19 protein-coding genes are annotated in these 22,562 nt (G+C 71.8%); 7 read left to right on the forward strand and 12 right to left on the reverse strand.

All coding sequences use genetic code 11. The features are described 5' to 3' along the window. Positions 1–38: 38 nt before the first annotated feature. The 4 genes from Dsi01nite_RS37505 to asnB form a co-directional block, all read right to left on the reverse strand. On the reverse strand, positions 39–782 hold the full coding sequence (locus Dsi01nite_RS37505; RefSeq protein WP_203851118.1) for a hypothetical protein: 744 nt from the start codon (positions 780–782) through the stop codon (positions 39–41). Positions 783–1,270: 488 nt separating this feature from the next. Next, positions 1,271–2,194 carry a PfkB family carbohydrate kinase gene (locus Dsi01nite_RS37510; RefSeq protein WP_203851119.1) on the reverse strand — a complete coding sequence of 308 codons (924 nt, stop codon included), beginning with the start codon at positions 2,192–2,194 and terminating at the stop codon, positions 1,271–1,273. A gap of 12 nt (positions 2,195–2,206) precedes the next feature. After that, positions 2,207–3,310 carry an AAA family ATPase gene (locus Dsi01nite_RS37515; RefSeq protein WP_203851120.1) on the reverse strand — a complete coding sequence of 368 codons (1,104 nt, stop codon included), beginning with the start codon at positions 3,308–3,310 and terminating at the stop codon, positions 2,207–2,209. 53 nt (positions 3,311–3,363) lie between these two features. Continuing rightward, complete coding sequence (gene asnB, locus Dsi01nite_RS37520) at positions 3,364–5,304, reverse strand: asparagine synthase (glutamine-hydrolyzing) (RefSeq protein ID WP_203851121.1); 1,941 nt, start codon at positions 5,302–5,304, stop codon at positions 3,364–3,366. Between the two features lie 86 nt (positions 5,305–5,390). Between asnB and Dsi01nite_RS37525 the strand changes: the two genes are divergently transcribed. Further along, positions 5,391–6,833 carry an aminopeptidase P family protein gene (locus tag Dsi01nite_RS37525; protein WP_203851122.1) on the forward strand — a complete coding sequence of 481 codons (1,443 nt, stop codon included), beginning with the start codon at positions 5,391–5,393 and terminating at the stop codon, positions 6,831–6,833. Between the two features lie 50 nt (positions 6,834–6,883). Here Dsi01nite_RS37525 and Dsi01nite_RS37530 read toward each other — a convergent pair whose 3' ends face one another. Both Dsi01nite_RS37530 and trmB read right to left on the reverse strand, forming a co-directional pair. Continuing rightward, positions 6,884–9,400, reverse strand: coding sequence for a DEAD/DEAH box helicase (locus Dsi01nite_RS37530; RefSeq protein ID WP_203851123.1), 2,517 nt, complete (start codon positions 9,398–9,400; stop codon positions 6,884–6,886). After that, entirely contained in the window at positions 9,397–10,044 is a 648-nt protein-coding gene (trmB, locus tag Dsi01nite_RS37535; RefSeq protein WP_239136450.1) for a tRNA (guanosine(46)-N7)-methyltransferase TrmB, read from the reverse strand. Before trmB ends, Dsi01nite_RS37530 begins: the two co-directional genes overlap by 4 nt. A 59-nt stretch (positions 10,045–10,103) precedes the next feature. On the opposite strand from trmB, the gene Dsi01nite_RS37540 reads away from it, so the two are divergent. Next, on the forward strand, positions 10,104–10,586 hold the full coding sequence (locus Dsi01nite_RS37540; RefSeq protein WP_203851124.1) for a cupin domain-containing protein: 483 nt from the start codon (positions 10,104–10,106) through the stop codon (positions 10,584–10,586). Here Dsi01nite_RS37540 and Dsi01nite_RS37545 read toward each other — a convergent pair. After that, positions 10,583–11,656: an alpha/beta fold hydrolase gene (locus tag Dsi01nite_RS37545; RefSeq protein ID WP_203851125.1), complete on the reverse strand. Its 1,074-nt coding sequence runs from the start codon at positions 11,654–11,656 to the stop codon at positions 10,583–10,585. The genes Dsi01nite_RS37540 and Dsi01nite_RS37545 overlap by 4 nt on opposite strands. A gap of 115 nt (positions 11,657–11,771) precedes the next feature. On the opposite strand from Dsi01nite_RS37545, the gene Dsi01nite_RS37550 reads away from it, so the two are divergent. Further along, a complete protein-coding gene (locus Dsi01nite_RS37550) occupies positions 11,772–13,778 on the forward strand; it encodes a catalase (RefSeq protein WP_203851126.1) in 2,007 nt (668 codons plus the stop codon). Here the strand turns inward: Dsi01nite_RS37550 and Dsi01nite_RS37555 are convergent. After that, positions 13,775–14,179: a thioesterase family protein gene (locus tag Dsi01nite_RS37555; protein WP_203851127.1), complete on the reverse strand. Its 405-nt coding sequence runs from the start codon at positions 14,177–14,179 to the stop codon at positions 13,775–13,777. The genes Dsi01nite_RS37550 and Dsi01nite_RS37555 overlap by 4 nt on opposite strands. 53 nt (positions 14,180–14,232) lie before the next feature. Between Dsi01nite_RS37555 and Dsi01nite_RS37560 the strand changes: the two genes are divergently transcribed. Continuing rightward, positions 14,233–14,988, forward strand: coding sequence for an SIR2 family NAD-dependent protein deacylase (locus Dsi01nite_RS37560; protein ID WP_203851128.1), 756 nt, complete (start codon positions 14,233–14,235; stop codon positions 14,986–14,988). A gap of 680 nt (positions 14,989–15,668) precedes the next feature. Here Dsi01nite_RS37560 and Dsi01nite_RS58475 read toward each other — a convergent pair. Genes Dsi01nite_RS58475 through Dsi01nite_RS37575 form a run of 3 tightly spaced genes read right to left on the reverse strand, consistent with a single transcriptional unit; the run spans position 15,669 to position 17,952 of the window. After that, positions 15,669–17,276, reverse strand: a complete 1,608-nt coding sequence (locus Dsi01nite_RS58475; protein ID WP_275423446.1) for a PH domain-containing protein — start codon at positions 17,274–17,276, stop codon at positions 15,669–15,671. Further along, positions 17,273–17,749 (reverse strand): PH domain-containing protein, encoded by a 477-nt coding sequence (locus Dsi01nite_RS37570; protein ID WP_203851129.1) that lies wholly within the window; start codon positions 17,747–17,749, stop codon positions 17,273–17,275. Before Dsi01nite_RS37570 ends, Dsi01nite_RS58475 begins: the two co-directional genes overlap by 4 nt. Continuing rightward, positions 17,746–17,952: an acetone carboxylase gene (locus Dsi01nite_RS37575; protein WP_203851130.1), complete on the reverse strand. Its 207-nt coding sequence runs from the start codon at positions 17,950–17,952 to the stop codon at positions 17,746–17,748. Before Dsi01nite_RS37575 ends, Dsi01nite_RS37570 begins: the two co-directional genes overlap by 4 nt. 286 nt (positions 17,953–18,238) lie before the next feature. On the opposite strand from Dsi01nite_RS37575, the gene Dsi01nite_RS37580 reads away from it, so the two are divergent. The 3 genes from Dsi01nite_RS37580 to Dsi01nite_RS37590 are packed head-to-tail and all read left to right on the forward strand — an operon-like array spanning position 18,239 to position 21,180. Beyond that, positions 18,239–19,324 carry an AAA family ATPase gene (locus Dsi01nite_RS37580; RefSeq protein ID WP_239136451.1) on the forward strand — a complete coding sequence of 362 codons (1,086 nt, stop codon included), beginning with the start codon at positions 18,239–18,241 and terminating at the stop codon, positions 19,322–19,324. Between the two features lie 3 nt (positions 19,325–19,327). Beyond that, the gene (locus Dsi01nite_RS37585) at positions 19,328–20,233 is read left to right on the forward strand and encodes a DUF58 domain-containing protein (protein ID WP_203851132.1); all 906 of its coding nucleotides are present in this window, start codon (positions 19,328–19,330) and stop codon (positions 20,231–20,233) included. Further along, positions 20,230–21,180 (forward strand): VWA domain-containing protein, encoded by a 951-nt coding sequence (locus Dsi01nite_RS37590; RefSeq protein ID WP_203851133.1) that lies wholly within the window; start codon positions 20,230–20,232, stop codon positions 21,178–21,180. The genes Dsi01nite_RS37585 and Dsi01nite_RS37590 overlap by 4 nt, the downstream gene beginning before the upstream one ends. 148 nt (positions 21,181–21,328) lie before the next feature. Here Dsi01nite_RS37590 and Dsi01nite_RS37595 read toward each other — a convergent pair whose 3' ends face one another. Next, positions 21,329–21,814 carry a hypothetical protein gene (locus Dsi01nite_RS37595; RefSeq protein WP_203851134.1) on the reverse strand — a complete coding sequence of 162 codons (486 nt, stop codon included), beginning with the start codon at positions 21,812–21,814 and terminating at the stop codon, positions 21,329–21,331. Positions 21,815–22,562: the final 748 nt, after the last annotated feature.

A 22,562-nucleotide genomic window follows, 5' to 3' on the forward strand; every position in this document is an offset into this window, starting at 1 on the left:
GCTCCTAACCTGATCCTCTTACCCAACGACCAGGCGCCTCAAGTGACGCCGGGTTGTGAGGTACCGGTGAGCCTCGCGTACTCCGCCTCCGTGCCGATCGCGGCGCGCCGGTCGGGGTGCTCCACGTAGTGCTCGACGACGGAGCCGAGGAAGACCGGCTCGACGGCCAGCATCTCCAGGGGGATCAGCAGCCAGCCGGGCTCCATCCGGCCGGGCCGGCGGATGCTCAGCGCCAGCTTCGGGCTGCGCACCCGCAGCGGCAGCGGCCGCTGCGGCACCTGGACCAGGTCGTCCCACTTCACCCGGCGCCTACCACCGGCCCGGATCGTGAGGCCGTCGGGGCTCACGATGATCCGCGGCCCGCGCAGCAGCGGCACCGCGGCGAGCGCGATCAGCAGCACCGCGATCACGTTCAACGTCACCCGCAACCCGAGCGGCGTCGACGGGTCGCTCTCCAGGAACAGCGTGCCCAGCAGCGCCCACGCCATCGTCGCCCGGCCGAGCCAGACCGGCGAGCCGGGCACCACGAACGCGTCGCCGCGCACCCGCAGCGCCGACGGCGGCGGCTGCATCACCGGCCGCAGCGCGATCCCGAACCCGATGAACGCCGCGCTGAGCAGTACGATCGGCGCCAGCAGCAGCGTGACCGCCAGCCACACCGGCGTGCTCGCCTCGGTCACCCCGAACTCGTAGCCCACCCGCAGCCCGACGAGCACCACAGCGATGACCGCGGCCGCGATCCTGCTGCCACGCACATATCGACCGAGCTGCTCCGGCGTCACACCAGTAAGTGTACGAACCGCCCATCCACCGACATGAGTCACGGAGGGTGATGGGCCCGTTCGGCGTGTCGGCCGGGATTTGGATGGCTGGGGTAGCGTGGATTAGACGGAACGCCGCCACGGGAGCGGATCCGGCAAGCCCTCGATCAACGGCTGCGGGCTGGTTCGAAGCCGGGTGACAAAGACGCCGCAACGTGCGCGCGCGGCACGCCGAAAGCGGCGCGCCAAGCACGTCGCGGGCCTGGTCTGCGAGTCCCGGTAAGCGGGCGTGCGGCACGCCGCGGGTCACAGATCGGGCCGCGCCGCGGGCTGGCCGCCCTGGACAAGGCCGAGGAGCTCGGCGGCGGCACCTACACGCTGCAGGCCGCGCGGGTCACAGATCGGGCCGCGGGTCACAGGCCGGGCCGCGGGTCACAGGCCGGGCCGCGGGTCACAGGCCGGGCCGCGGGTCACAGGCCGGGCCGCGGGTCACAGGCCGAGGGGCGGCGTCACACGTCGAGTGCGGGGAAGCGGGCGCGCAGGCCCGCAAGCGTCGGCATCGACGTCGCGCCGCCGCGGGACTCGCAGACCAGGCCCGCGACGTGCACCGCGACCCGGGTCAGCGTCTCCCAGCCGGCCAGGTCGCCGGGCCGGCCGTGGGTGAGGATGCCCCAGGACAGGCCGGCCATGGTGGCGTCGCCCGCGCCGGTGGCGTCGATCGCGGCGACGGTGGGGGCGGGCACCCGTACCGTGGCGGCGGCGTGCGCGACGAGCGCACCTTCGGCGCCGGTGGTCACCACGACCGCGCCCGCGCCCAGCGCGAGCAGCCGCGCGGCGGCCCGCTCGGGGGATTCGCCCCACAGCGCGGCCGCGTCGGCGGCGCTGAGCTTGACGAGGTCGGCGGTGGCGGCGAACTCGGCGACCACGTCCGGGTCGACGCCGACGACGGGACGCACGTTGGGGTCGAAGACCTTCACCGGGCCGGGGGTCGACCACGCCTTGCGGGCGGCGGCGAGGACGGGCGGGCTGAGCAGGCACATCGACCCGCAGTACAGCAGCCCGGCGGAGTGGACCACGTCGGTGTCGAGGTCGCCGGCGTCCAGCAGGCCGTAGGACGGCGGCTCGCCGTAGAAGCGGAACGTCGGCTCGATCCCGCGGAACGTCGTCACCGCGAGGGTGGTCGCGACCCCGGGCACGCTCACCACGCCGCGGGTGCCGACGCCGGCCGTGGTCAGGAAGTCCAGGATCCGGCCCGCCCACGGGTCGTCGCCGAGGGAACCGGCGAACTCGCTCGGCGCGCCGAGGCGGGCGACACCGACCGCGACGTTCAGCGGCGCCCCGCCGATCGCGGGGTGATAGACGATGCCCGACGCCGAAGCGGACTCCAGCAGATCGACCAGCGCCTCACCGATGACCACCGCGTGTCCCGTCATCGCGCCAGTACATCATTTCGGCTGACGCGCCAGCCACAGTTCGCGGGCGAGGTCACCGGGGCCCAGCTGGCTCGACGCCGGGTCACGGCCGAGGACGGTCGCGCCGTCGGTGTCCTTCGCCGCGTACCAGATCTGCTCCGGGTCGAGGACCGGCAGGCCGTCGGTGCCGGGGCCGAACGGGGTCCGGGCGCTGAACAGCAGCTGCGCCCTGGCCGGGTTGAGGTCGCGGTCGCGCAGGAGCCGCAGCGTCTCCGCGGCCAGGTCGGGGTGCACGGCGGCGTCGAGGTCGTCGACCAGGAGCACCCCGCCGCGCTCCAGCATGGGCAGCAGCGCCGCGAGGAGGTCCAGCCAGGCGACGGTGCCGTCCGACTCGGCCCAGTCGCCGAGCGCAACGGGACCGGACCGGCCGGTGTGCACCAGCCGCAGCAGGTCCCGTTCGACCCCGACCACGCCCAGGTCGGCGCGGCTGACCAGCAGGGTCAGCTGCTCGTTCCACCGGTCGGCGAGGTGTGCCAGGCCGCTGGCGAGCCTGGTGCCGGGGGACAGCCGGACCGTGCGGATGCCGCGCAGCCAGGCGGCGACCGGCGCCAGCCACTGGTGTTCGATGTCGGCGCCGAGGGACAGCAGCGTCGTGTGAGGTTCGCAGGCGGCGGCGAGGTGCTCCAGGCGGCTTTCCGGCAGGCAGCGGAACCCGGTGCGGTCCCGCTCGTACCAGACCCTGCGCCGGTCGCGGTCGGTGGCGTGCAGCCACTCCCCGGCGATCTCGTCGCGCTTGTAGGCACAGCCGTAGACGTACCGGACGCCGTCGAGGAGGAACTCGACCTCGAACCGGGTCGGCAGCAGCCGCGCGGCCGGGTCGAGCTGGAAGGGCTCGAAGCGTTGCGTGGCGTCGTGGACGTCGCTGCCGGACGTGGTGAGCGCCCGCAGCGTGGACACGGCCCGCAGCACCGTCGACTTCCCGGCGGCGGTGGGACCGAACACCCCGCACAGCGGGGACACCCGCAGCACCCCGCCGCCGACGGGCACACGGAAGCCGCCGTCCGGCCCGGAGAGCAGTGTCAGCTCCTGGATGTCACGGACGGAGCGGTAGTTCTGGAGCCTGAACTTGAGCAGCATCGCCTGCCGACGCTAGGCGCCGCCGCGACCCCCGGTGCCTGAAGCCGGGAAGATCACCAGGGATCTAACCCAAGCGGAGATCCGAGCCGCACCGGTTCAGGGATCACGGGTTTGAGCGTGCCGGTGACGAAGACGGCGTGCCACACGCAGAAGACCAGGACCGTCCAGATCTTGCGGGAGTGGTCGGCTTCCTTCTTGCGGTGCGCCCTGAGCAGGCCCCGCACGACGTCGAGGTCGATCAGGTCCCCGGCGCCGGAGGAGTCGAGGACGCCGTGCGCCCAGTCGTGCATCTCGGTGCGCAGCCACGGCCGGATCGGCACCGGGAAGCCGAGCTTCTTCTGCGCCGTGATGGGCGACGGCACGATGCCGGCGAGGGCCCGGCGCAGCGCGACCTTCGTGTCCTGCGAGCGCGGCGGCACCTTCAGGTCGCTCGGCAGCGTCGAGGCCACCTCGAACACGGCCCGGTCCAGGAACGGCGTGCGCAGCTGCAGCCCGTGCGCCATGGTCATGCGGTCGGCCTGGACGAGGATGTCGCCGCGCAGCCAGGTGTACAGGTCGATGTACTGCATCGTGGTGACGTCGTCGAGCGCCCGGGCCTCCTTGAAGACCGGCGCGGTGACGTCGGTGTGCCGGATGTCGGCGGTGTAGTGCCGCAGCAGCTCCGCCTTCTCCTCCTCGGTGAAGACCCGGGCGTTGCCGTAGTACCGCTCCTCGATCGGGGTGGTGCCCCGCTCCAGGAAGCTCTTGCCCTTCACGCCCTGCGGGATGACCCGCGACACCGCCCGCAGGCCCCGTTGCATGGTGTCGGGCAGGTGGCTGACCCCGGCGAGGGACAGCGGCTCCCGGTAGATCGGGTAGCCGCCGAACAGCTCGTCGGCGCCGTCGCCGCCGAGGACGACCGGCACGTCGCGGGCGGCCCGCTCGGCGAGCAGGAACAGGGGGACGAGCGCTGGGTCGGCGACCGGGTCGTCGAGGTGCCACACGATCCGCGGCAGCGCCCGCATCAGGTCCGCGGGGGTCACGACGGTCGCCGTGTTCGGGACCCCGAGCGCCCGGGCGGACTGCGCGGCGACCTCGAGCTCGGAGAACTGCGCGATGTCGTACCCCACGGAGAAGGTCTTCAACTGGGGCCGCACCTCGGCGGCGAGCGCCACGATCGCGGTCGAGTCCAGGCCGCTGGACAGGAACGCCCCGACCGGCACGTCGGCGGTGAGGTGCGCGTGGACGCTGTCGCGGAGGCTCTCGGTGATCCGGCGGATCAGGCCGTCCTCGTCGCCGGTCGGGGTGGGGCGCAGGTCCAGCTGGCTGTAGCGGCGGTTGGCGAGGGGGCCGCCGGGGGTGTACACGAACGACTCGCCCGCGCCCAGCCGCCGGATGTCGGGGTGCATGGTGGTCGGCTCCGGCACGTACTGCATCGTCAGGTAGTGCTGGAGGTTGGCCGGGTCGACCTCGCCCCGGCGGGTCTCGGCGACGAACGGCAGCAGCGCCTTGCGCTCCGACGCCAGATACACCCCGTCGTCGGTGGTCAGCTGGTAGAGCGGCTTGATCCCATACGGGTCGCGGGCGCCGAACGCGCGGCGTGCCGAGCCGTCCCAGATCACGAACGCGAACATGCCCCGCAGCCGGCTGACCGCGCTGGGCCCCCAGTGGTGATACGCGGCGAGGATGACCTCGGCCTCCGACTCGGTGGCGAAGTCGGCGCCGCGGTCCTCGATCAGCTCGGCGCGCAGCGCGTCGGCGTTGTAGATCGCGCCGTCGAACACGATGAGGTACCGCCCGCGGGTGACCCCCATCGGCGGGAACGACACGGGTTGCCGGCCGCCGGTGACGTCCTTCACGGCGAGCCGGTCGGCGCCGAACACCACGTCGTCGGTGACGACCACGCCCGCGTCGTCGGGTCCGCGGTGCCGCAGCAGCTCGAGCGCGTCGGTGATCGCGTCGCGGTGCGCCGCCGCGCGCCCACGAGCGCTGACGAAGGTGAGCAGCCCAGCCATCCGTCCCCTCCGTTTCGGCAGAGAAAGTCTCGCACGCGGTACCGTCGCAGGAGGAGCACGAATTCGCAGCGATAGGACAGGCGGAGATGGACGAGAGCACGGGTGGCCAGTCGCACGATCCGGACTTTCCGGACCGGTTCATCGAGTTCATGCGCACCGGCTGGCGCGACGCTGCCCTGGACGTCTCGCCCCGCCCCGAGGCTCCTGATCATGCCAAGCGCCGCGGCGAGCTGTCGGCGGCCTTCCCGGGTGAGACGTTGATCATCCCGACCGGCGTGGAGAAGGTCCGCTCCAACGACACGCACCACCCGTTCCGCCCGGGCACGGAGCACGTGTGGCTCACCGGCGGGCACGACCCCGACGGCGTGCTGGTGCTGCGCCCCACCGACGGCGGCCACGACGCCACGCTCTACCAGCGGCCGCGTTCGCCCCGCGACACCGACGAGTTCTTCCGCGACCGTAACCACGGTGAGCTGTGGGTCGGCCGCCGGCACACGCTCGGTGAGCTGGCCACCGAGCTGCAGCTGCAGACCGCGCACCTGGACGGGCTCGCGGCCGCGCTCGACGACGCCGCGCCCGGCCGGACGAGGGTGCTGCGGGGCTTCGACCCGGCGGTCGACGCGGCCGTGCGGTCCGCCGATCCCGCTCGTGACGCCGATTTCGCGGCGGTGCTGGGTGAGCTCCGTCTCGTGAAGGACGCCTGGGAGGTCGAGCAGCTGCAGGACGCGATCGACGCGACGACCCGCGGCTTCGAGGACGTCGCCCGGATCCTGCCCGCCGACCGCCCGGTCAGCGAACGTCTCATCGACGGCGTGTTCAACCTGCGGGCCCGCCACGACGGCAACACCGTCGGTTACGGCTCCATCGTCGGCAACGGCGCCCACGCCGCGATCCTGCACTGGACCCGCAACGACGGCCGGACCCGCCCCGGCGACCTGCTGCTCATGGACATGGGCGTGGAGAACCGCAACCTGTACACCGCCGACGTCACCCGCACCGTCCCCGTGTCCGGCACGTTCACCCCGTTGCAGCGCCAGATCTACGACCTGGTCTTCCGCTCGCAGCAGGCGGGCATCGACGTCATCCGGGCCGGCACCAGGTTCGACGACGTGCACCAGGCGTGCATGCGGGTCCTCGCCGAGGGCCTGTCCGACCTGGGCATCCTCCCGGTCAGCGTGGACGAGGCGATGGACCCCGCGTGCATCTTCTACCGCCGCTGGACCCTGCACGGCTTCGGTCACATGCTCGGCCTCGACGTCCACGACTGCGCCACCGCCCGCAAGGAGCGCTACCGCGAAGGTGTCCTGGCGGCCGGCTATGTGCTGACCGTCGAGCCGGGCCTGTACTTCCAGCCGGAGGACGAACTGGTGCCGGCCGAGCTGCACGGCGTCGGCGTCCGGATCGAGGACGACGTCCTGGTCACCCCGACCGGTGCCGTGGTCATGTCCGAGGCGCTGCCCCGCTCCCCGGACGCCGTCGAGTCATGGCTCGCCGCCCAGCGCGAGGCCGGCCCCCGCCTGCCGGGCTGAGCCCCGCCGGAAGCGGCCGGGCCCAGCCCGGCCGCTGAACGCTGAAACGCCTACTCCTCGGACATCGGCCCCACGGCGGTGACGCGGATCGCGGCGAAGCCCGTCGCGTCCGACTCGGCCAGGTCGACCTCGGCGGTGATGCCCCAGTCGCGGTCCCCGGCCGGGTCGTCGAAGATCTGGCGGACGAACCACCGGTCCGGCTTCTGCTCGATGACGAGCAGGGCCGGGCCCCTGGCGTCCGGGCCGACGCCGAGCGAGTCGTACTCGTCGAAGTAGTCCTCGATCGCGTCCTGCCAGTCGTCGGCGCTGAACCCGTGCTCGCCGTCGAGATCGCCGAGCTCGTCGAAGCGGCGCAGCGCGGCCAGCTCCACCCGGCGGAACAGCGCGTTGCGGACCAGGACCCGGAAGGCGCGCAGGTTGCGGGTCACGGCCGGCGGGCGGTCGTCGAGCACGGTCTTCTCGTCCTCGGCGCCGGGGTTGCGCAGCCGCTCCCACTCGTCGATGAGGCTCGAGTCGACCTGCCGGACGAGCTCGCCGAGCCACTCGATGATGTCGGTGAGCTCCTCGGTGCGGGCGTCCTCGGGGACCGTCTGGCGCAGCGCCTTGAACGCGTCCGCCAGGTATCGCAGCACCAGGCCCTCGGAGCGGGACAGGCTGTAGAACCCGACGTACTCGACGAACGTCATCGCCCGCTCGTACATGTCGCGGACCACGGACTTCGGGCTCACCTGGTAGTCGGCGACCCACGGGTGGCCCTGCTTGTAGAGGTTGTACGCGGCGTCGAGCAGCTCCAGCAGCGGCTTCGGGTGGGTGACGGAGTCGAGCAGCTCGAGGCGCTGCTCGTATTCGATGCCTTCGGACTTCATCGCGGCGACGGCCTCACCGCGCGCCTTGAACTGCTGCGCGGACAGGATCTGCCGCGGGTCGTCCAGCGTCGACTCGATGACGGACAGCACGTCGAGCGCGTACGCGGGTGCCTCCCGGTCGAGCAGTTCGATCGCGGCGAGGGCGAACGGTGACAGCGGCTGGTTGAGCGCGAAGTCCATCTGCAGGTCGACGGTGAGCCGGACCCGCCGGCCCTCCTCGTCGGGCTCGGGGAGCTGCTCGACGACCCCACCGGCGAGCAACGCCCGGTAGATGGCGATGGCGCGGCGGATGAGCCGGCGCTGCGAGTGCACGTCCTCGTGGTTCTGGGTGAGCAGGTGCCGCATCGCCGCGAACGCGTCGCCGGGCCGGCTGATCACGTTGAGCAGCATCGCGTGGGAGACGTGGAAGCTGGAGCGCAGCGGCTCCGGTTCCGCGTCGACGAGCCGGTCGAACGTGGGCCGCCCCCACCCGATCGACCCTTCCGGCGGCTTCTTGCGCACCACCTTGCGGCGTTTCTTCGGGTCGTCGCCGGCCTTCGCCAGGGCGCGCTCGTTGTCGATGACGTGGTCCGGCGCCTGCACCACGACGGTGCCGATCGTGTCGAAGCCGGCCCGGCCGGCCCGCCCGGCGATCTGGTGGAACTCCCGCGCGTAGAGCAGCCGCGTCTTCTGCCCGTCGTACTTGGACAGCGCGGTGAACAGCACGGTGCGGATGGGCACGTTGATGCCGACGCCCAGCGTGTCGGTGCCACAGATGACCTTGAGCAGCCCGGCCTGCGCGAGTGTCTCCACGAGGCGGCGGTACTTGGGGAGCATGCCGGCGTGGTGGACGCCGATGCCGTGGCGGACCAGCCGCGACAGCGTCTTGCCGAACCCGGCGGTGAACCGGAACCGGCCGATCGCCTCGGCGATCATGTCCTTCTCGGCGCGGGTCGACACGTTGATGCTCATCAACGCCTGCGCCCGTTCCAGGGCCGAGGCCTGCGTGAAGTGCACGATGTAGACCGGTGCCTGCTTGGTGCTCAGCAGCTCCTCGATCGTCTCGTGCAGCGGGTCGGTGGAGTAGTTGAACATCAGCGGCACGGGCCGCTCGGCGTTCTTCACCACGGCGGTCGGCCGGCCGGTGCGTCCCGACAGGTCGTCGACGAACCGGGTGACGTCGCCGAGGGTCGCCGACATGAGCACGAACTGCGCCTGCGGCAGCTCGATCAGCGGCACCTGCCACGCCCAGCCCCGGTCCGGCTCGGCGTAGAAGTGGAACTCGTCCATGACCACGAGCCCGACGTCGGCCGTGGTGCCGTCGCGCAGCGCGATGTTGGCGAGGATCTCCGCGGTGCAGCAGATGATCGGCGCGTCGGCGTTCACGGACGCGTCGCCGGTCAGCATGCCGACGTTCTCCGCGCCGAACATGGCGACCAGGGCGAAGAACTTCTCCGAGACCAGGGCCTTGATCGGGGCGGTGTAGAACGTGGTGCGGTCCGTGGCCAGGGCGGCGAAGTGCGCGCCGGCGGCGACGAGGCTCTTGCCGGAGCCGGTGGGGGTGCTGAGGATGAGGTTCGCCCCGGAAACGATCTCCATGAGCGACTCTTCCTGGTGCGGGTACAGCTCCAGGCCCTGTTCCTTGGCCCAGCCCGCGAACGCGTCGAAGACGGCGTCCGGGTCGCCTCCCCGGGGCACCCGCCCGGCAAGCCCGGCGCTCATGACTTCACGAACATCAGGTCGGCGGGCGTGCGCCCGGCGGCGAGGGCCCGCTGCTCGAACTTCGTGACCGGCCGGCTCTGCGGCCGGGGCGCGTAGCCCTCGAACCGGTTGCGCAGCGACGGCTCGTTCGTGAGCGTCTCCAGCATCCATTCGGCGTAGCCGAGGTCGTCAGTCGCGCAGTGCAGCAGCCCGCCGGCGCGCAGCTTCGCGCTCAGGAGCCTGGCGTTGTCCGGCTGGATGAGCCGCCGCTTGTGATGCCGGGCCTTCGGCCACGGATCGGGGAAGAACACGTGCACCGCCTCGAGGGACGCGTCGGGGATGTGCTCGCGGCACAGGTCGAGGGCGTCCACGCTCACCACATTCAGGTTCGTCAGCCCGCGCTGCTCGATGTTGGCCAGGAGGTTCGCGACGCCGGGCGTGTGGATCTCGACCGCGAGATACCGCCGTGCCGGGTCCGCGGCGGCCATCTCCAGGGTCGCCTCACCCATACCGGACCCGATCTCCAGCACGTCGACCCGGTCACCCGGGGTGAATCCGTGCGTGGTGGTGAGACGCTCCAGCGCGTCGAAGTGCCGACCACTGAGCCGCCCCCGGCGCGGATGATATGTCCGGATGGGCTTGCGGGTGCGCTCGATGGTCGTCACGAGGTAAAGAGCCTACCTGCCGGGCCGCCAGGAGCGCTCAAGCGCCGTATTGTGCGGGAATGTCATATCCTCAGCCGTACTACCTTGGACCCGCCGGCGAGATCTCCGCCGGCTACCGCCCCGCGGCCGCGCCACCGGAGCTGACCTACGCGAACGGCAACACCGTGCACTACCTCGCCACCGGCGCGTCGACGCACGGGCTGTTCGGCCTGTACCGCTGGGAGATGGGCCCCCAGCCGAGCGGCCCCGACCCGCACTACCACCGCTCGATCTCCGAGTCGTTCTACATCCTGTCCGGTTCGGTGCGCATCTACGACGGCAAGCGCTGGATCGACACCGCCCCCGGGGACTTTGTCCATGTCCCCGAGGGCGGTGTCCACGCCTTCCGCAACGAGTCCGGCGAACCCGCCTCGATGCTCCTGCACTTCTCGCCCGGCGCGCCCCGCGAGGCGTACTTCGAGGGCCTGCCGAACCTGTCTTCCCTGTCCCCGCTCGAACGCGACGAGTTCATGCTGACCCACGACACGTTCTGGACCTCTTAAGCGACCGGTTCAGCGACCGGTTCAGCGACCGGCACGGTGCGCAGGGCGGCCAGGAACTCGGCCGGGTGGGTGAAGGCGGCGAAGTGTGACGCGCCGTCGATGAGCACCAGGGACTTCGCCGGGGCGTCGACCTCGGCGAAGAACTCCACCGCCGGGCCGGTCAGCGTGACCACGTCCTGCGCGCCCTGGACCAGGTGGAACGGGATCTCCAGCCGGGTGCCCTCGGCCCGGGCGTCGAAGCGCATGAACTGGGTGAACATGGCGTCCCGCACCGCGGCGAACCCCCGCAACCAGGCGAGCACGTCGAGCAGTGAGTAGTCGGGCTTGGTCAGCAGCAGCGAGAAGAGGGTCTTCAGGCCGCCGTTCGGGTTGGCCGGGTCGGTGCCCATCGACCACTGCATGCGGCGGCCCCACGCCTTGACGTCCCAGGTGCGGGGGTCCGCGTCCAGGGCCTCCAGGGTCGCCACGCCACGCTGGTTGCCGGCCGCGCGCAGGCGGTCCAGGGTGTCGGCGCGGCCCTGCCGCTCGTTGCCGACCATGTCGACGTAGAAGTCGGTGCCGACGTAGGCGCTGAACAGGTCGGGGCGCTGCCGCGCCATCGGCAGGCCGATGATCGTGCCCATCGAGCCCGCCATCAGGATCACCCGGTCCTTGCCGAGGTGGGCGCGGACGTGCTCGGCGACCTCGATGCCGTCGGCGACCATGCGCTCGAACGTCAGCTCCCCGGCGCCCGGCGCGCCGTTGCGGCGCAGGGTCCGGCCGCAGCCGCGGCGGTCCCAGTGCACGACGGTGAAGTGCCGCTCCCACTCCCGCAGCGCCGCGGTGAACACCGAGTACGGCGAGCCGGGGCCGCCGTGCACGACCAGCAGCACCGGGTTGTCCCGGTCCTCGCCGCGGATCTGCAGCCACTGCTCGACGCCGCCGATGCGCACGTAGCGGCCTTCGACGATGCCGTTCGGGGTGGTGATCCTGGCCCGGGCGGCGGCCTTGCGCTTGAGCACCGCCCGGACGGCGAAGGGAGCGGCGAGGAGGAGCGCGGCGGCGGCGGAAACGATCAGCGTGGTTGTCATGCGGTGAACGGTACACCCGTGTGAGACGTATGTGCAAGACGTATGTGCCACCTCTTCGGACGGAACATGGGGCGGAACGTGTGTAAAAGCCGCGAAGCGCGGTAGCCCTCCAGGTATGACCGCCACATCGGACCACCGGGCGTTCAACGAGGCTGCGCTCACCACCGACCAGGGCATCCCCGTCGCCGACACCGACAACTCGCTGCGCGCCGGAGCCCGCGGCCCGAGCCTCCTGGAGGACTTCCACCTCCGCGAGAAGCTCATGCGCTTCGACCACGAGCGCATCCCGGAGCGGGTCGTGCACGCCCGCGGCGCGGGCGCCCACGGCGTCTTCAAGATCTACGAGCCGCTGGACGAGTTCACGACCGCGGACTTCCTCACCGACCCGGACGCCGAGACGCCGGTCTTCGTGCGGTTCTCCACCGTGCAGGGCTCGCGCGGCTCCACTGACACCCCACGGGACGTGCGCGGGTTCGCCACGAAGTTCTACACCCGGCAGGGCAACTTCGACCTCGTCGGCAACAACATGCCGGTCTTCTTCATCCAGGACGGCATCAAGTTCCCCGACCTGGTGCACGCCCTCAAACCCGAGCCGCACCACGAGATGCCGCAGGCCGCGTCCGCCCACGACACGTTCTGGGACTTCGTCACGCTGCAGCCCGAGACGATGCACCACCTCATCTGGCTGATGTCCGATCGGGCCCTGCCCCGCTCGTACCGCATGATGCAGGGCTTCGGCGTGCACACCTTCCGCCTGGTCAACGGCCACGGCCGCAGCACCTTCGTGAAGTTCCACTGGACCCCGGCGCTCGGCACCCACTCCCTGGTCTTCGACGAGGCGCAGAAGATCTCCGGCAAGGACCCCGACTTCAACCGCCGCGACCTGTGGGAGGCGATCGAGGCGGGCAACTTCCCCTCCTGGGAGCTCGGCGTGCAGTTCATCCCCTCGGAGCAGGCGTTCGCGTTCGACGACATCGACCTGCTGGACGCCACGAAACTCATCCCCGAGGAGCTCGTGCCGGTCACACCCGTCGGCCGGCTCACGCTCAACCGCAACCCGGACAACTTCTTCGCCGAGACCGAGCAGGTCGCGTTCAGCGTCGGCAACGTCGTGCCCGGCATCGACTTCACCGACGACCCGCTGTTGCAGGCGCGGCTGTTCTCGTACCTCGACACCCAGCTCACCCGCCTCGGCGGCCCCAACTTCGCGCAGCTGCCGATCAACCGCCCGCGGGTGCCCGTCCGCAACCACCAGCAGGACGGCTTCCACCAGCAGCGGGTGCCCGTCGGCCGGGCCAACTACTCACCCAACTCCCTGGGCACGCAGGACGACGGTGCCGGCTTCACGCACCACCCGGAGCTGGTCGACGGCCCGAAGGAACGCAAGCGCAGCGTGACCTTCGCCGACCACTACAGCCAGGCGACCCTGTTCTGGAACAGCATGTCGGCGTGGGAGCGCGAGCACATCGTGGCCGCGTACCGCTTCGAACTCGGCAAGGTCACCACCATGGCGATCCGGGTGCGGATGGTCGAACACCTCAACCGCGTCGACCACGACCTCGCGGTGGCGGTCGCCGCCGGCATCGGCGTCGAGGAGCCGGTCAAGTCGGTCGACAACCACGGCCGCGCCTCGGCCGCGCTCAGCCAGGCACCCACGGCACCCGGCCCCGTCACCACCCGCAAGGTCGCGATCCTCATGGGCGACGGCGTCTCCGCCCGCTGGGTCGCCGGCCTCAGCGAGGACCTCACCCAGCACGGTGTCACCGTCGAGCTGCTCGGCCCCGTCGACGGCACGGTCGACACCGACGACGGCCTGCCGATGGAGGTCACCAGGGCCATGAACACCGTCGCTTCCGTGGTGTACGACGCCGTCGTCGTCCCTGACGGTGCCCTCTCCCTGGCCGCTGACGGTCAGGCCGTCCAGTTCGCCGCCGAGGCCTACAAGCACGGCAAGCCGGTCACGGCCGCCGGCACCGGCGAGGACGTCCTGCTCCGCGCCCACATCCGCCTCGACGCCGAGGACCCGGCGCTCATCCTCGGCGACGCCCCGGCCGCTGGTCTCCTGGCCGCCCTGGCGGTGCACCGCAACTTCGACCGCGACGTCGCCGCGATCCCCGCCTAGCCCTGCTCCAATGCCTTCTCCAGGAACCTGTGGCGGTCCACCAGCACCCGTTCGACCCGGCCGTCCGCGATCACCTGGCTGCCGTCGCGGGCGACGATCTCGAACACCAGTTTCCGCCCGTCGGCCTTCGCCAGCCGCGCCTCGACGGTGACCCGCCCCCCGATCGGGGTCGCCGCCCGGTGCTCCAGCTCGACCCGGGTCCCGACCGTCGTCCACCCCGGCGGCAGCCGCCGCACGAGCGCGCCGACCGTCGCCGCCTCCGCGAGCGCCACGACCTTCGGCGTGCCGAGCACCGGCACGTCACCCGACCCCAGCGACTGCGCCGTGTCGGCGTCGGTGACGGTCAACTCGACCCGGGCGACCGCACCGACCCAGGGTGCCGCGTCCACAGAGAAGCCCATAGCCCCCACAGTAATGAGTTTCGACGCGAAAACCCCGCCGCTACAGTCGGCGCATGCGTGAGCCCACCGGTATCCGCGGCCTTGCCGCCTGGATCGACGCCGGCGACGTCGTCGCCCTCACCGGCGCCGGCATCTCCACGGACTCCGGCATCCCCGACTTCCGCGGCCCGGACGGCGTCTGGACCCGCGACCCCGAGGCGATGAAACTCTCCTCGATCGACCACTACGTCGCCGACCCGCAGGTCCGCCGCCGCGCCTGGCAGGAGCGGCTGCACAACCCCGCCTGGACCGCCGTGCCCAACCCCGCGCACCAGGCCCTCGCCGACCTGGAGCGCGACGGCAAACTCACCGCCGTCATCACCCAGAACATCGACGGCCTGCACCAGCGCGCCGGCTCCACGAACGTCATCGAACTGCACGGCACCCTGTCGGAGACCGAATGCCTCGGCTGCGGTGAGCGCCGACCGATGCCCGACACCCTGGCCCGGGTCACCGCCGGCGACCCCGACCCCGCCTGCCTGACCTGCGGCGGCCTGCTGAAGTCCGCGACGATCTCCTTCGGCCAGGCGATGCACCTGCCAACCCTCGAAGCGGCCGCCTCGGCCGCGATGGGCTGCGACGTGTTCCTGGCCGTCGGCACGTCCCTGACCGTGCACCCGGCGGCCGGGCTGGTCGACGTGGCCCGCAAGGCCGGCGCGCTGGTCGTCATCGTCAACGCCGCCGAGACCCCGTACGACGACGCCGCCGACCTGGTCATCCGCGACCCGATCGGCGAGGTGCTGCCCCGCCTCGCCCACGCCCCGGCCTGACCGCTCACCGCGGCGATCCACGCGCGACGCAGCACCCGCGGGCAACGAGGCCGATCCGGACATCGGCAGCGCCGGGATCGGGCGGCGTCGTTGCCGGATTCCCACGACCGGAAGGATCCTCGGGCCTCTGACCCCGGGGATCCTTCCGGTTGTCGCGCCGCCCAACGCTGGCTGGTTGTCCGGGTGGCCGTGCGGCGGCCTCGATCACAGGTGAGATCAACTCGGAGGGAGGTCCGACGGGCCGGGGCCGACGAGGTGGTGTGAACGCGGCTGGGTGACCGGACCGCCGGGCGTGGTCGGGGTCATGGCGGGGGTGGTCGGGGCGCGGCGGGTTGCCGTCCGTGATGGGGCGGCTGGACTGCGGGCGGCTGGGCTGCGGACGGCTGGACTGCGGGTGGCTGAGCTGCGGGCGGCTGGAGCGCGGCGGTCGGATCGCCCGTCGGGCCGGCTGGTGGCCGTCCCGTTAGTGGCGGAACGGCAGGCGGCTGGAGCGTGGCGGACCGGACCGGGTGGTGGATCGGCGAGCTGCCGGTCAGCTGGCAGTGGTGCTGGCGGCCCCGCCACGTGGTGGGTCGCCGGTCAGGTGGCGGGTGGTGCTGCGGTCGGACCAGGTGGTGGGTCGCCGGACGGGCGGCGGGCGCATGGCGGCCGGATCGGGTGATGGGTCGGCAGGTCGCCGGTCAGGCGGCGGGTGGTGCTGCGGCCGGACCAGGTGGTGGGTCGGCAGGTCGCCGGTCAGGCGGCGTTGGTGCTGCGGCCGGACCTGTCGGGGGGCCGGCCGGCGACCGATCGGGTAGCGGCGGAACCTCCCCCGGACCAGCCGGTGGGCCGGCGGGCGGTCGGGCGGGTGGCGGAACTGCGGCCGGAGCGGTTGTTGGGCCGGCCGGCGGTGAACTGGCCGGCGGGAGTGGGGCCGGTGGTGGGAGTTGGTCGGCGGGGGTGGTGGCCGGGATGGTGGCTGGGCGGGGCGTGGAAGGTTTGGCCAGGGAGACCTTGGGGTGGGTGGCGGCGCGGCGGGCGGAGCGGGAGCGGGAGGCGAGGAGGTCGGCCAGGGCGTACGCGTCGGTGGTGGCGCGGTGCCGGGCGACCGCGTGCAGGCCGCCGGCCGTGTCCACGTGGACCGTGGCCAGGTCGAGGGCGCGTTGCAGCGGGCCCTGGGTGACCCGGACGCTCTGCACGCGGACCAGGGGCACCGCCACGAGCTCGCGGGTCAGGACGCCCTCGCGGACGGCGACGAGCGTGTCGGTGACGGCGACGCCGATGCGGGACCAGGCCAGGGGGGCGAGCCAGCGGGCGCGGCGGGGTGGGGCGGTGACGGGCAGGGCGGCGGCGTCGAGCGGGGGTGCGGTGACGGTGGCGTGGACGGCGGCGCCGAGGACCGTTGCCGCGACGGTGAGGGTTTCGGCGGTCGGGGCGACGGGGACGAGGGTGCCGGCGCGTAGCTGCTCCTCGCCGTGGCCCGCGTAGCCGGCGACGTCGATGCGGGCGCGGGCCCAGCCGGGGGAGCGCCACAGCAGCGGCCAGGTCACCCTGAGGCCCTGGACGCGGCGGGGTGGGACGGTCTGGTTGCGCTTGTTGAGCAGGCCCTGGCGGACCCGCAGGGCGGTGATGTCGGTGCCGATGGTGAAGCCCCACTCGTCCAGGACGCGGCGGACGGGGACCTGGAAGACGCCGAGGAACGCGGTGATGGTGCTGGCGGCGCCGATCAGGGTCCAGGTCGGGTCGAGGGTGGCCTGCCAGGTGACGAAGACGAGGCCGACGGGGACGGCCAGGGCCTGCGGGGTGAGCAGCTGGGCGCGCAGCAGTCGGCGGTTGTCGACCGAGAAGGCGACCGCGGTGTCGTCGGCGGCGGCGTGCGGCACGCCGGTGGACAGGCCGATGAGGCGGGACCGGAGGGTGGCCGCGCCGGCGACCGTGAGGTAGGCCAGGGGGGCCTCGGTCTTGCTGGCGCCGATCACCTCCAGGCGCAGCTCGGCGAGGCCGAAGACGCGGGCGAGCAGGGGGCGCACGACGTCGATGGCCTGGACCCGTTCGAGCGGGATCGTCCGGGTGCGCCGTGAGATCAGCCCCTCGTACACCCGCAGCTCCCGGCCCACGACCTCGTAGCCGGTGACGAGCCAGACGACGGCGGAGACGAGGACCGCGACGACGAGGATGGCGCCCATCACGGCGAGCCAGTGCAGCGGGCCCAGGTCGCTCAGGCCGCGCCAGGAGATGGCGACGACGGCGAACGCCACCAGTTTGGCCCCCTTCAGCAGCGGGGTCAGCGGGTGGAGTCGTTGCCTCACAGGCCCTCTTCGCGGATCTCGCCGAGGGTGGCGAGCCGGTCCCGCAGGCGGGTCGCCTCGGCCGCTTCGAGTCCGGGGACGGAGGCGTCGCTGGCCGCCGCGGCGGTGTGCAGGGTCACGGTGGCGAGGCCGGCGGCACGTTCGAGGGGGCCGGCGGTGACGTCGACGAACTGCATCCGGGCGTACGGCACGATCGACAGCCGGCGCACGAGCAGCCCGTGGCGCACGAGGAGGTCCTCGGCCCGCTCGGCGTAGCCCCAGGCGCGGACCGATCGGCGCATGAACACGGCGCGGAGGCTTCCCAGTACCAACACCGCAAACGTGATCAACAGAAACCATGCGCTGACCAGGAGGGCCGCGACGGCCGCCGCGACCGCGAACACCAGGGTCCAGGCGGCCAGGACGGTGAGGCGCAGCCAGAAGTAGCGGGGCGAGATCGACCGCCACGAGACGGTGTCGGGCGGTGCGGTCACTCCTCGAGCGTATCCGGGGCGACGGGGATCGTGTCGCGCAGAAAACCGCGTGCGGTCAGGAAGTCGCCGAGCGTGACGCGGTGCGTGTCGCAGGCGAGCCAGATCTTGCGCCGGTCGGGGGTGTGCAGCTTCGGGTTGTTCCAGCGCAGCTGCCACGTCGCCGGGGCACGGCAGCCCTTGGCGGAGCAGATGAGGGGTTCCACGCGGCCAGTGTGCCAGCGGAGGAGAAGAGGATGAGCGCCGGGCGGCCACGGGGGAAGCCGCCCGGCGACGGGGTGAATCGTACCCACGCGGGTACGGGTGATGTCCAGTCACCCGAGGTGTCCGATCCGAAAAACCCGCACAATCACTAGCCGGATTTCCGAAAAATCGGTCAAAATCGGTCTCGACTGGGACTCCCAGAAGCTTCCCAGTGACGTCGGATCGCGTTCGGTTGGCTCGGCGTGCGAAGGTTGGAGTGCTCTGATTGTCAGCATGCTTGGAGGACCGGTGACCCAGCCGAGCAACCCCGTCTCGCCGCCAGGCGGGCAGGTCTCGACACCCGCTCAGGACGCGACCGTGCTGGAGCGCGCCCTGTTCGAGGTCAAACGGGTCATCGTCGGCCAGGACCGCATGATCGAGCGCATGTTCGTGTCGCTGCTGTCGCGTGGCCACGTGCTCCTCGAGGGCGTGCCCGGCGTGGCGAAGACCCTCGCCGTGGAGACCCTGGCGCGGGTCGTCGGCGGCACGTTCTCCCGCATCCAGTTCACGCCCGACCTGGTGCCCGCCGACATCGTCGGCACCCGGATCTACCGGCAGTCCAGCGAGAAGTTCGACGTCGAGCTCGGCCCGGTGTTCGTCAACTTCCTGCTCGCCGACGAGATCAACCGCGCGCCCGCCAAGGTGCAGTCGGCGCTGCTGGAGATCATGGCCGAGCAGCAGGTGTCGATCGGCGGCGAGACCCACAAGGTCCCGCGCCCGTTCCTGGTCATGGCCACCCAGAACCCGATCGAGCAGGAGGGCGTCTACCCCCTGCCCGAGGCGCAGCGCGACCGCTTCCTCATGAAGATCCAGGTGGGGTACCCCACCGACAGCGAGGAGCGCGAGATCGTCTACCGGGTGAGCGTGAAGACCCCGGAACCGGTCGCCGTGCTCAGCCCGACCGAGCTGATGGCGTTGCAGGACAAGGCCGACGACGTCTTCGTGCACAACGCGCTCGTCGACTACGCGGTGCGCCTCGTGGTGGCGACCCGGGCGCCGGCCGACCACGGGCTCGCCGACGTCGCGCAGCTCATCCAGTACGGTGCGAGCCCCCGCGCCTCGCTCGGCATCGTCCGTGCGTCGCGGGCCCTGGCGCTGCTGCGCGGCCGTGACTACGCGCTGCCGCAGGACGTGCAGGACATCGCGCCCGACATCCTGCGCCACCGGCTGGTGCTGTCGTACGACGCGCTCGCCGACGACATCCCGGCCGACGAGATCGTCAAGCGGGTCCTCGCCGCGGTGCCGCCGCCGACCGTCGCGCCGCGCCAGCAGGCCGTCGCCGGCGCCCCGTCGGGCCCCCCGCCGACCACGATCACCACCTGGCCGGGCCGCTGATCCATGGCCACGGAGGATGCCCGCGCCGAGGTCGTGCTCAACCGCATGCAGCTGCTCGTCACCCGCAAGCTCGACGGCCTGCTCCAGGGTGACTACCTGGGCCTGCTGCCCGGCCCGGGCACGGAGGCGGGGGAGTCGCGGGAGTACCGACCGGGCGATGACGTGCGCCGCATGGACTGGCCCGTCACGGCCCGCACGACGCTGCCGCACGTCCGGCAGACCGTCGCGGACCGGGAGCTGGAGACCTGGCTCGCCGTCGACCTGTCCGCGAGCCTCGACTTCGGCACCGCCCGGTATCTCAAGCGCGACCTGGCGATCGCCGCGGCCGCGGCCGTGTCCCACCTGACCGTCCGCGGCGGCAACCGGATCGGCGCCGTGGTCGGCACCGCCGGCGACATGCACCGGCTGCCGGCCCGCCCCGGCCGCAAGGACGCCCAGGGGCTGCTCCGGGCGATCGCCCTGACGTCGGCCCAGCCCGGCCGCGCCGACCTCGGCGCCCTGGTCGACATGCTCAACCGGCCGCCCCGGCGGCGTGGCATGGCGGTCGTCATCTCCGACTTCATGACGCCGGTCGCCCAGTGGGCCCGCCCGCTGCGCAAACTCGGCGTCCGCCACGACCTGCTCGCCGTGGAGATCGTGGACCCGCGCGAGCTCGAACTGCCCAACGTCGGCGTGATCGCCCTCGTCGACCCCGAGACCGGGCGGATGCACGAGGTGCAGACCGCCGATCCGAAACTGCGGCATCGGTACGCACACGCCGCCGCCGCCCAGCGCGCCGAGATAGCCTCGGCACTGCGCGGTGCCAACGCCGCGCACCTGAGACTGCGCACCGACTCCGACTGGCTGCTCGACATCGTCCGGTTCGTCGCCGCCCAGCGACACGCCCGGACGAGGGGGACGACCCGATGATTCGTTTGCTCTCACCGTGGTGGCTGCTGTCACTGCTGCCCGTCTTCGCCGTCATCGGCGTGTACGTCTGGCGGCAACTGCACCGTCGCGCCTTCGCCGTGAAGTTCACCAACGTGGACCTGCTCAGCAGCCTGGTGCCCAAGGGCATCGGCGTGCGCCGCCACGTCGGCGCCGCCGCCTTCCTGCTGAGCCTGCTCATCCTCAGCTTCGGCATGGCCCGGCCGTCGGTCGACACGAAGGAACCCCTCGAGCGGGCCACCATCATGCTCGCCATCGACGTGTCACTGTCGATGCAGGCGACCGACGTGCAGCCGACCCGCATCGACGCGGCCAAGTCCGCCGCCAACGACTTCGTCAGGCAACTGCCGGCCTCGTTCAACGTCGGCCTGGTCTCCTTCGCGAAGACCGCCAGCGTCCTGGTCTCGCCGACGAAGGAACGCAACTCGGTCCTCCAGGCGATCGACGGCCTCACCCTGCAGGAGTCGACCGCCACCGGCGAGGCCGTCTTCACCAGCCTCGACGCGATCCGCACCGTCCCCGCCGACGGCGCCGACGGCCCGCCACCGGCCCGCATCGTCCTGCTCTCCGACGGTTTCCGCACCGCCGGCCGCTCCCTGGAGGACGCCTCCGCCGCCGCCTCCGCCGCGAACGTCCCGGTGTCGACGATCGCGTTCGGCACCGACGAGGGCGTGGTGCGCATCGGCAACACGCCGCAGCGGGTGCCGGTCGACCGGGCGTCGCTGCAGAAGGTCGCCGAGACCACCAAGGGCTACTTCTACGAGGCGGCCAGCAAGGAAGAGCTCAAGCGCGTCTACACCGACATGGGCAGCTCCATCGGCTACAAGACCAAGCCCCGCGAGATCACCCAGTGGTACCTGGGCGCCGGCTTCCTCATGGCCCTCCTCGCCGGCGGCCTCAGCCTCCTGTGGGGCAGCCGACTGCCGTAGCCCGACGCTACCGACAACCCGAACGATCCCCGGGCCCAACGCCCGCAGATCGTTCGGGTTGTCGAGTTTTCGCCCGCCCCCGCAACGCCCCGCGGCCCGGTGGGTGATCCTGCGGGCGTGATCGAAGGCAGGTCAGAACGCTGCCGAGCTATGCGCTGTCGGAGGTCTGGCGGAGCGTGAAAGGCGGCGCGGTGCCGTCCAGCGGCTCTACGCTGCCGCCCGGCTCGGCGGCGTATGCATGACCATCCTGCACGTAGAAGTTCAGCCAAGGGTGCAGCGACAACTCCTCGCGCGCCTGACCGATCCACCCCTGCGTCAGCGACCACCGCGCCAACCAGGCCGGCACCACCGTTATCAGCTCGTACATGGCATCGTCGAGAACGAATGTCCGCACGAACAACCCGAACGAGCCCGGCCGGTTCGAGAACGGCTGCTGAGCGATCAACGACCGGACACCGCCGCCCGGCAGAGCATCGTCCGGCTCCGTGACCAGGCAAGGCCAGTCAATCTCCAGCTCAGGATCTTTCGGCACCTGTTCAGCGAGACCGAGGTGGAAGCGGACCTCATCCAGGAACGAGGCGGGCACGTCCGGCCGAAGACGCAGCGAAAGCGTCCACTCGTAATGCAAGCTCACCGGTCTCTACCCGCTCAATGCTCAACTTGATCCACCGACGCGCATCGCCAATGTAGCCCCAAGAAGGGTCGTGCCCGCTGTCGTGGTGTACGAGCGGCCCGATGGCGCCTTGGGTCACCGACGACCCACCGCATCCGCCGCCGCTTCGGGCGATCCGGCGATCCGGCCGGCGCAATCGAAGTCATGCATGGGCTGTGCGGACAGCCGGTCCGCGACTTCGATCACCAGGAAGCCCCCTGGCGCGGAGCATACGGGCGAAGAGGCCGATCCGGACCCCGGCAGCGCCGTGTCGCACGCCGGGCGCGCCGGCCGCACGCCGGGCGCGCGGGGTCGTTGCCGGATTCCCCACAACCGGAAGGATCCCCGGGCACCTGGCACCGGAAATCCTTCCGCTTGTCGCACCACCAGCCGCCGGACAAGACCCCGCACAGACCGAAGTCACGGACCGGCCATCCGGACGGCCACGGGACAACTTCGACCCAGCCCGCGAGCCAGCATCACGACCGCATACACGGCCCACAGGACGAACGGCGGCGACCGAAGCGAGTCCACAGGTCCGCAATGTCGGGAGCTCTGTCAGCCGGAACCCCGGCAAGCCGGGGATGGATGAGAACGTAGGGCGGATCTTTCGGGTGACGGAAGTCGGGGTCTGGCTGGACGGGCCCGGCAGGCGACGTCGATCACCACCACACCGACGCGGATCGCTGATGCGCCGGGCTCAAAACGGGCCCCGCCCCCACTCCAGCCA

The sequence above is a fragment of the Dactylosporangium siamense genome (assembly GCF_016862795.1).
Lineage (GTDB): Bacteria > Actinomycetota > Actinomycetes > Mycobacteriales > Micromonosporaceae > Dactylosporangium > Dactylosporangium siamense.

Excerpts from the sequence above, each read along its gene's own strand:
- Dsi01nite_RS37510 (WP_203851119.1), bottom strand. The coding sequence starts at position 2,194 with ATGACGGGACACGCGGTGGTCATCGGTGAGGCGCTGGTCGATCTGCTG.
- Dsi01nite_RS37515 (WP_203851120.1), bottom strand. The coding sequence starts at position 3,310 with ATGCTGCTCAAGTTCAGGCTCCAGAACTACCGCTCCGTCCGTGACATC.
- asnB (WP_203851121.1), bottom strand. The coding sequence starts at position 5,304 with ATGGCTGGGCTGCTCACCTTCGTCAGCGCTCGTGGGCGCGCGGCGGCG.
- Dsi01nite_RS37525 (WP_203851122.1), top strand. The coding sequence starts at position 5,391 with ATGGACGAGAGCACGGGTGGCCAGTCGCACGATCCGGACTTTCCGGAC.
- Dsi01nite_RS37530 (WP_203851123.1), bottom strand. The coding sequence starts at position 9,400 with ATGAGCGCCGGGCTTGCCGGGCGGGTGCCCCGGGGAGGCGACCCGGAC.
- Dsi01nite_RS37540 (WP_203851124.1), top strand. The coding sequence starts at position 10,104 with ATGTCATATCCTCAGCCGTACTACCTTGGACCCGCCGGCGAGATCTCC.
- Dsi01nite_RS37545 (WP_203851125.1), bottom strand. The coding sequence starts at position 11,656 with ATGACAACCACGCTGATCGTTTCCGCCGCCGCCGCGCTCCTCCTCGCC.
- Dsi01nite_RS37550 (WP_203851126.1), top strand. The coding sequence starts at position 11,772 with ATGACCGCCACATCGGACCACCGGGCGTTCAACGAGGCTGCGCTCACC.
- Dsi01nite_RS37555 (WP_203851127.1), bottom strand. The coding sequence starts at position 14,179 with ATGGGCTTCTCTGTGGACGCGGCACCCTGGGTCGGTGCGGTCGCCCGG.
- Dsi01nite_RS37560 (WP_203851128.1), top strand. The coding sequence starts at position 14,233 with ATGCGTGAGCCCACCGGTATCCGCGGCCTTGCCGCCTGGATCGACGCC.
- Dsi01nite_RS37585 (WP_203851132.1), top strand. The coding sequence starts at position 19,328 with ATGGCCACGGAGGATGCCCGCGCCGAGGTCGTGCTCAACCGCATGCAG.
- Dsi01nite_RS37590 (WP_203851133.1), top strand. The coding sequence starts at position 20,230 with ATGATTCGTTTGCTCTCACCGTGGTGGCTGCTGTCACTGCTGCCCGTC.